The organism is Pseudomonas sp. I2 (assembly GCF_040984075.1).
GTDB lineage: Bacteria > Pseudomonadota > Gammaproteobacteria > Pseudomonadales > Pseudomonadaceae > Aquipseudomonas > Aquipseudomonas guariconensis_B.
The window spans coordinates 1-457 of the sequence record NZ_JBCGFQ010000151.1 but is presented as its reverse complement, the minus strand read 5'-3'; the positions used below and the strand labels follow the sequence as shown (position 1 = coordinate 457).

Annotated in this window: 1 protein-coding gene; it reads right to left on the bottom strand. The window is 52.1% G+C overall.

Going from position 1 to position 457, the window contains the following annotated elements:
• A partial coding sequence (gene nhaA / locus WCE05_RS25990; RefSeq protein WP_368816837.1) for a Na+/H+ antiporter NhaA occupies positions 1 to 457 on the bottom strand: 457 nt, incomplete at both ends.

The following is a 457-nucleotide window of genomic DNA, read 5'->3' as shown; positions in this document are numbered from 1 at the left end:
GGATACCGAGTTTCGCCAAGTTAATCAGTTCTGGATCTACGCTACCAAAGGCCAGGCTGGAAATAAAGATAGACATAGTAAAACCGATACCGCACAGGATCCCCACCGCCATAATTTGCTGATAAGTCGTTCCCTCAGGCAGATGCGCCAGTTTCAAACGCAGCGCCAACCAGCAGAACAGACTAAACCCCAGCGGTTTGCCAATCAGCACGCCAGCGATGATCCCCAATGGCAGAATGGAGGTCAAGCCATCCAGCGTGACACCTTGCAGTGAAACGCCAGCATTAGCAAATGCAAACAGCGGCAAAATCAGATACGCCACCCACGGGTGTAACACATGCTCCAGTAGCTTCGCTGGAGAACGCCCATGCTTCTCTTTCAAAGGAATAAAGAAGCCGACAATTACCCCCGCCAGGGTTGCGTGAACCCCCGATTTCAACACCGCAGTCCACAACAC